Raw genomic sequence first — 7,001 nt, forward strand, 5'->3', positions numbered from 1 at the left:
GCAATGGAGCCGGTGCCACTCTGGCCTTGTTCGTGCTTTTAATAGCACGGGCACAGGTCAGTGCGAGGGCCGAGGGCTGTCGTTGCAGGCCATTGGCCGCGAGCAGGGTCACCTGCGAAAGTACCTGAGGCTGGAAGAGGTCAATTCCAGCGGGACCATCCGTGCGGTAAGCTCCTGAATGAGCACAGGGGCTTGCCCTCAAGGCGCAAGTGGTCGAAGGTCCGGCCGTTGCTACGAACCAGTGCTCGACGCTGTACCCGGCGTTCTTGCCAAATGACCCCAGCGATCTGCGCGGGGGTGCTTATCGTTGGGGGTGAGCGCACCGCTTACTTTGTGGTGCTCGTACTCGCCCGCTGATGTATGTGGATGGGCACCCTCAGCCGCTCGATACGTAAGCCTTCACCACTTACAGGTATCGTCAAGAAGTAGGTCCAGCTTTGAAAACGGTCTGTACCCTCTTTCTATCCAACCCCTTTGTGCAACGACGCAATAAGGGGGCAAGAAATATTGCCCTCCTGCGCGCAGCACTGGTCAACCAGGTCGCTCAGCACCGCCTCGATCTGCTTCAATTTGTCGATCTTCTCTCGCACATCGTGCAGCTTTCGCTCAGCGAGAACACTGGCTTCCTGGCAATGGGCGCCATCATCCAACTGAAGCAATTCGTGGATCTCATCGAGACTGAAACCCAACTGCTGTGCCGTTTTCACGAACATCAACCGGCCGGTTTCGGTGGCGCCATAGCGTCGAATGCCGCCTGGAGGCCGTTGAGGCTCTGGTATTAACCCTCGGCGCTGGTAATAGCGGATGGTCTCGACTGAGACGTTCGCCGACTTGGCCAGCCCCCCAATGGTCAATGAATTCATTGTATCTGACATAGGCCTTGACTCCGTAGCTGACTACGGTCTTAAGCTTACCCCATCGAGAAAGTCCATCAAAGGTGCAGTTGTTATGTTCACTTCCAACTCGAAGCGTGGCCCCCTGAGTCTCGTCGCGGGTGGGGTCGCGGCGATTTTAGCCTCGGCTTGCTGTCTCGGCCCCCTGGTCCTGATCACTCTGGGTGTTTCGGGCGCCTGGATCGGCAACCTTGCGGCTCTGGAACCCTACCGGCCATGGTTCATTGGGGCTGCGCTGGTGGCAATGGTCTTTGCCTGGCGCCGGATATACCGGCCCGCACAGGATTGCCAGCCGGGCGAGGTCTGCGCAGTGCCGCAAGTGCGCACCGCTTATAAGGTCGCTTTCTGGGTCGTCGCGCTACTCATACTGACCGCACTGGCGTTCCCTTTCGTCTTACCGCTGTTTTACTGAGAGCTGATCCACCCTGCTGACTGAGAGACCATACACTATGAAAAAGTCCCTGATCGCTGCCGTACTGTTCACGCTATTCAGCCTGCCCGCACTGGCGGCGCAACAAACCGTTACCTTGTCCGTTCCCGGCATGACCTGTTCGGCCTGCCCGATCACCGTCAAATCCGCTCTCAAGCGGGTGGAAGGGGTGAGCGCTGTCGAAGTTCGCTATGAAGAACGTGATGTGACGGTCACTTTCGACGATGAGAAAACGTCCGTCGAGGCACTCACCCAGGCAACAACCAATGCGGGCTATCCGTCCACGCTGCAACAAGCCGGAACCAAACAGGAGTAGCCATAAAAGATCCCAATCCTCTATTGCGAGTGAGCATTATTGGAGCGGTCATAGTGGCGCTGTGCTGTTTTACGCCGGTCCTGGTGGTTCTATTCGGGGCCGTCGGCCTGGCCTCGTTGACCGGCTATCTCGATTACGTGCTGTTGCCCGCGCTCGTATTTTTTTCGGCCTGACCTGCTACGCCCTATGGCGCAAAAAGCAATACGACGCCTGCTGCGATAGCCCCTCTACCAAGGAGTCACATGAATGAGTAACGACAACCTGCATATTGCTGTGATTGGCAGTGGCGGCGCTGCCATGGCCGCCGCCCTGAAGTCATCGGAACGCGGAGCCCGGGTCACGCTGATCGAGCGTGGCACCATGGGGGGCACCTGCGTGAATATCGGCTGTGTGCCATCCAAAATCATGATCCGGGCCGCGAACGTGGCCCATCTACGCCGCACCAGTCCGTTCGACGAGGGTATTGCGGCGACCGAGCCCTCCATTGACAGGCCCCGCTTGCTGGCCCAGCAACAGGCCCGGGTTGAGGCGCTTCGTCACGCCAAATATGAGGGCATCCTTGACGACAATCCGGCGATCACTGTCTTGAAGGGTGAGGCTCGTTTTATCGATGCCAATACATTGCAGGTAACGGGAGCCGACGGCACGGAACGCGAGGTGCGCTTTGACAGAGCGTTCATCGGTACCGGCGCGCGGCCAGCCATCCCCCCGGTTCCAGGCTTGTCCGGTACGCCGTACTGGACGTCCACCACGGCACTGGCCAGCGACAGCATTCCGAACCGGCTGATTGTCATTGGCGGTTCCGCCGTGGCGGTGGAACTGGCCCAGGCGTTTGCCCGGCTGGGCAGCGAGGTGACCATTCTGGCGCGCAGCCGGCTGTTTTCCCGGGAGGACCCGGCCGTGGGCGAGGCCATTGAAACCGCTTTCCGGGCCGAGGGCATCAAGGTATTGAACGGCACGCAGGCGAGCGAAATCAGCTATGCCGATGAGGAGTTCGTGCTCGACACAAACGCCGGGGAACTGCGGGCTGATCGGTTGCTGGTGGCCGTGGGACGCACACCGAACACCGAGATGCTCAACCTGGATGAAATCGGCGTCGAGACGGATCGGGGGGCCATTGTCGTGGACGAGCAGCTTCAGACGCGAGTGCCGGGCATATACGCCTCCGGTGACTGCACCAATCAACCCCAGTTTGTCTATGTGGCGGCCGCAGGTGGCAGCCGGGCAGCGGTCAATATGACCGGCGGCGATGCCCAGCTGGATCTCAGTGCCATGCCGGAGGTGGTTTTTACCGATCCGCAGATCGCGACCGTCGGTTTATCCGAAGCTGACGCCGAGGCAAAAGGCTACGCCACCGACAGCCGTACCCTGACTCTCGACAACGTGCCGCGGGCCCTTGTCAACTTCGATACCGGAGGGTTCATCAAACTGGTCGCCGAACGTGAAAGTGGACGGTTACTGGGCGTGCAGGCCGTGGCGGGAGAAGCAGGGGAGCTGATCCAAACGGCGGTGATGGCGATACGGGCACGCATGACGATTCAGGAAATCGGAAATGAATTGTTTCCCTACCTGACCATGGTCGAAGGCCTCAAGCTCTGCGCGCAGACGTTCACCAAAGATGTGAGCCAATTGTCTTGCTGTGCCGGGTAGGCGGGCTGAGCCTTTGTCTCGGCAGGAGTTCCTGATGCCCCTACGCTGGCGGTAAAAGCAGACCTAACGGCCGTGTGGCGCCCCGTCCGACGTAGGTAATAATAGGTTGCAGATAAATGGGTTGTGGACGGGTCATCGGGATGATTAATGTTGTGGTATTCTATTTGGAACTTCGAGCTAGACGGCAGGTCCTAACTGCCGTGATTGAGAATCCGACCTATTCATCGGAGTAACCGGCACAGAGTCATGCTGAAGCGATTGACGAGCCTATTCATGCAAACCGTGATGGTTGCCGCACTGATCCTGTCAGGGTCCGGGGTGCAGGCTGGCCTAGGTATGCCCATGGAGGGTATGTCGCTCCAGGAGCCAGGTATGAACCCCGCCTGTGTCATGAACATGACGAACGAGAAATTGGTCGCCATGTCCGATAACGGCAGTGGTGCAGCGCCTGATTGCCAGATGGACGCTGACAGCTGCCATTCCACCTGCGCGAATTACCAGTCCGTCAACGGCGATACGCTGGCTTTTTACTCGGGTGCCATTTCCTTCCTTTCTACCTCCACTATCTTGGCGCCCATTGCCGCCCAGTACCCGATCGACCATCCGCCTAAACCGGCATCCTCGCTGTAAATCCGTCTTTATTTACGGTTATTTGCACCTATAAAGTCGATGCGGCATTTGGCCCGTCGATGTGCATGCCATTTTTCTTGCGAGGACAGATTATGAAATCACTAACCTTGACCAAAGCCGTTATTCTTTCTTTCTCCATGGTCGCGGCCAGTATGGCAACCGGGTATGTGAGCGCTCAAGCGAACGCTGACCGGCGCTCTGATTCCATACCCAGTCGACCAACTCATAAATCCATCACTAAAAACAACGCCAAGGAGGACAAAATGATGAGCTCAATGAAGGACATGATGGAGCACTGCCGAATGATGCACGAAAAAATGCATCAAAACATGATGGAGCGGGACCGCAGCCCGAGCGCTTCCCTCGAGCAGTCGAGCAGCTAGCGGTGGTTTTGGTGCCAAGGGCCTGGCAGGTCTTTGGCGCCAAATTCATTTTTGCGCATCGTGAGCTTGTAAAAGCTCGTGGTGCCGAAATTCAGACCTAAGCGTCCTGTCAGGACGATTTACTAGAAATCTAAGTATATTTAGAGGAAACATATTATGAAAAACGTAATTGGAGCGACAGCTATCAGCTTCTCGGTACTTTTTGTAGGCGGTGTTGGAGCGGCTGCACTTGTGCCTGCCGTTTACGCACAGGAAGCGGTGGAAACGCATCAAACGACCGCGACTGTAAAAAGTGTCGACAAAGAAAGCAATCGCGTCACCTTGGCCCACGATCCGGTCCCAACTTTGGACTGGCCGGCCATGACTATGGGCTTTGCGGTTGCCGACAAAGCGCTACTCAAAGACTTGAAAACGGGGGAGAAAATCTCGTTTACATTTACCAAGAAGAACGGCAGATTCGTGGTGACTGACATCGAAAGCCGTTAAAACGGCGAAGCACCGAGCGCAGGTGAGGGCCTGCGCTCGGTCCCAAAGCGGCCCGACTCATACTCGCGATAGCAGGGCAAGTCACTTTGAGCGAGCAAAGAAGGGAAAGTGTTTTTTCAGGAGTCGGTAGACGTGTTAAAGTTACGCGCTCAATACTTTAGGTAGATTGCACCCAGGACAGATGATTAAACGTAATCGTTGGCTTATAGTGGTTCCGTTGCTCCTCATGCTTTGGGGACTGTTTACCTATGCCTGCGAGACCATGGAAATGCCGCCCCAGCCGGTGTGCTGTTGTGAAGACGGCATGGCAGGCTGCGACAAGGCAGCACCTCCCCCCTCGGAGGAAGGTTGCGAACATGTTGGCTTGAGCGCGTTGTCAGCGTCCTGCTGTGATGTCGAGTACCAATCGGGATTCGAAGACGCCGCACCTGCCTCGTCAAGCGCTGACCAGGTACTGACGTGGTCGGGTATGGTCGCCTTGCTGTACTGGCCCCATCTGGACGCGCTGTCTTCCCTGTCCCCCGTGGCCCCTCCCTCTGACCCCGACTGGCTCCTTGCCCAGACCGAAAGCGGTCGTACTGTCTATCTCTCTACCCTTCGTCTGCGTATCTGATTAACCCCTCTAAACTGTTATGAACGTTGGCTTGCCTTATATAAGGAAGCCGAGGGTTTTTCGTTATGCCGATTGAGGGTACTTCCCATGCGCAACCAAGTGGGTGGCCTGATGGCCCTGGTGGTACTTATCGTACCTCTGACGGGCATCGCTGCGCCGCCATTACACGAAAACAATCCGTCCTTGCAGGATGTACAGGTGCTGACCGCCGAACAATTGGTGGACGCCGTACTGGCCCGCAACGCGGGTCTTCAAGGGCTGACAGCCGCGGCCGACGCGGCGAACTACCGTATTGAGCCCGCCGGCGCTCTGGATGACCCCATGCTGACTTACGCCGGGGCGCCGAAAACCGCCGGTGGGCCCCGTGGTTTTCAGGAACGGGTGGAGTTGAGCCAGAGCCTCCCCTGGCCGGGCAAGCTTGGCCTTCGGGAAGACGTGGCTCGCGCCCGGGCCGAGGGTGAGGAACAATCCCTGGCGGATGGCCGGCTGACCCTAAAGGCGACCACGAAGAGCCTGTTTGCCGAATGGGCTTATATTCACCGCACGCTGCAAATCAAACACGCTCACCGCGATCTGCTGACCGAACTGCGTAGCGTTGCTGAAACCCAGTACGCGTCGGGTCGGGGGAGACAGCAGGATGTATTGCAAGCCGAAGTGGAACTGGCCCGTATTGATGCCGACATCGTCACTCATCAGCGGCGCCGACGAGAGGTGCAGGCGGTGATCAATGGGTTGCTGAACCGTTCCCCCCAAAGCCCCTTGCCGCCGCCGGCATCACCGCCCACACCGACCGAACCACCCTCGTTGGCGGCGCTGCAAGAGATCGCCCTGGAGGAGCACCCGGAGTTGCGCCGGATTCAAGCGCGCATTGCCGAGGCTAACGCCCGGCACGGTCTGGCGGAGAAGGATTATTTTCCCGACTTTAAACTGTCTGCGGGTTACAACACCTTGTGGGAGGATGCCGACAAACAGTGGATGGTCGGCGTCAGCATCAACCTGCCATTTGACTTTTCCGGCAAGCGCAGTGCCACTCAAAATGCTGCCAAGGCCGAGGTCACACGTCACCAGTGGCAACTCACCGATCGGGAGGCGCAACTGTTGGCACGATTGGAGCAGGGGCGTGCGCAGGTGCAGGAGACCCGAGAGATCGTCGCCATCCACCGCCAGCGGCTGGTGCCCCTCGCCGAGGAAAGCCTCAACGCCGCCGTGGCCGATTACCGAGCGGGGCAAGGCAGCTTTCTTTCGGTCATTGATGCCGAACGGCAACAGCTGCGTACTCAGGACAACCTGGCGCGCGCCCATGCCGATTATCTTCGAGCCCTGGCGGCCTTGGAGCAGACGGCCGGCCAACCCTTGGCCAATAGTCGTTCGCACGCCACCCAGATGAATCGGGCATTGACGGGTACTGCCGGTCAGCCCCCTGAGCAAGAGTAACCATCATGACTCAACGCACTACATTTATTTCGCTGTTTGTTATCGGGTTGCTGGTAGGTGTTACCGGCATATTGGGCGTTCAGTGGCTCTCCAGTGAGGAGGCCGCCAGGGCGGCTCCTGATGAGGAGCCCTCCCTTAGCGCCGCCTACCAAAGCGGTCCCTTTCA

8 protein-coding genes and 1 pseudogene are annotated in these 7,001 nt (G+C 58.1%); 8 read left to right on the top strand and 1 reads right to left on the bottom strand.

Annotated features, from left to right (window positions below; translation table 11 throughout):
- Positions 1–461: 461 nt before the first annotated feature.
- On the bottom strand, positions 462–875 hold the full coding sequence (gene merR, locus B3187_RS10680) for an Hg(II)-responsive transcriptional regulator (protein WP_286806351.1): 414 nt from the start codon (positions 873–875) through the stop codon (positions 462–464).
- Positions 876–948: 73 nt separating this feature from the next.
- Between merR and merT the strand changes: the two genes are divergently transcribed.
- The 8 genes and pseudogenes from merT to B3187_RS10720 all read left to right on the top strand — a co-directional run bounded on the left by merT (position 949) and on the right by B3187_RS10720 (position 6,835).
- Positions 949–1,305: a mercuric ion transporter MerT gene (gene merT / locus B3187_RS10685; RefSeq protein ID WP_286806353.1), complete on the top strand. Its 357-nt coding sequence runs from the start codon at positions 949–951 to the stop codon at positions 1,303–1,305.
- Between the two features lie 37 nt (positions 1,306–1,342).
- Positions 1,343–1,639, top strand: coding sequence for a mercury resistance system periplasmic binding protein MerP (gene merP, locus B3187_RS10690; RefSeq protein WP_286806355.1), 297 nt, complete (start codon positions 1,343–1,345; stop codon positions 1,637–1,639).
- Positions 1,640–1,692: 53 nt separating this feature from the next.
- A complete protein-coding gene (gene merF, locus B3187_RS17595; protein ID WP_286806357.1) occupies positions 1,693–1,812 on the top strand; it encodes a mercury resistance system transport protein MerF in 120 nt (39 codons plus the stop codon).
- An 88-nt stretch (positions 1,813–1,900) separates the two neighbouring features.
- Positions 1,901–3,289, top strand: a pseudogene (gene merA, locus B3187_RS10700) (mercury(II) reductase); the annotation flags it as partial.
- Positions 3,290–3,562: 273 nt separating this feature from the next.
- Positions 3,563–3,919, top strand: coding sequence for a hypothetical protein (locus tag B3187_RS10705; RefSeq protein WP_286806361.1), 357 nt, complete (start codon positions 3,563–3,565; stop codon positions 3,917–3,919).
- 92 nt (positions 3,920–4,011) lie between these two features.
- The gene (locus B3187_RS10710) at positions 4,012–4,302 is read left to right on the top strand and encodes a hypothetical protein (RefSeq protein ID WP_286806362.1); all 291 of its coding nucleotides are present in this window, start codon (positions 4,012–4,014) and stop codon (positions 4,300–4,302) included.
- Positions 4,303–4,458: 156 nt separating this feature from the next.
- Entirely contained in the window at positions 4,459–4,788 is a 330-nt protein-coding gene (locus tag B3187_RS10715) for a copper-binding protein (protein ID WP_286806364.1), read from the top strand.
- Between the two features lie 700 nt (positions 4,789–5,488).
- On the top strand, positions 5,489–6,835 hold the full coding sequence (locus B3187_RS10720) for a TolC family protein (protein ID WP_286806366.1): 1,347 nt from the start codon (positions 5,489–5,491) through the stop codon (positions 6,833–6,835).
- Positions 6,836–7,001 lie beyond the last annotated feature (166 nt).

Origin of the sequence: Marinimicrobium sp. UBA4209, from assembly GCF_002381585.1 — a bacterium.
In the GTDB taxonomy this organism is placed as follows: Bacteria; Pseudomonadota; Gammaproteobacteria; order Pseudomonadales; family Cellvibrionaceae; genus Marinimicrobium; species Marinimicrobium koreense.